This window comes from Leifsonia sp. HAY1-4F (genome assembly GCF_056755275.1).
In genome coordinates, this window is record NZ_JBNDHX010000715.1 from 1 (window position 1) to 231 (window position 231).

Annotated in this window: 1 protein-coding gene; it reads right to left on the bottom strand. The window is 74.5% G+C overall.

Features of this window, described 5'->3' with window-relative positions; genetic code table 11:
- Positions 1 to 231 (bottom strand): IclR family transcriptional regulator domain-containing protein (locus ACPYOG_RS21085; RefSeq protein ID WP_481295985.1); only part of this gene is annotated, 231 nt, incomplete at both ends.

A 231-nucleotide genomic window follows, 5' to 3' on the forward strand; every position in this document is an offset into this window, starting at 1 on the left:
GACGCACGTGCGACTCGATGCGCCGCCAGCTCGTGCCGTGGGGCGGGCCCGACGCAGAGATGGCGGCGACGACCGGTCCCTCGACGATGACCGGGGCGGCGACGCAGGTGAGCCCCAAGGTCCCTTCCTCCCGGTCGTAGGCCACCCCGGCTTCACGGATGCGGCGCAGCTCGCGCACGAAGCGGCCCGGCTCCGTGATGGAGTTGCGGGTGCGGCGGGGCAGGCCTGCCT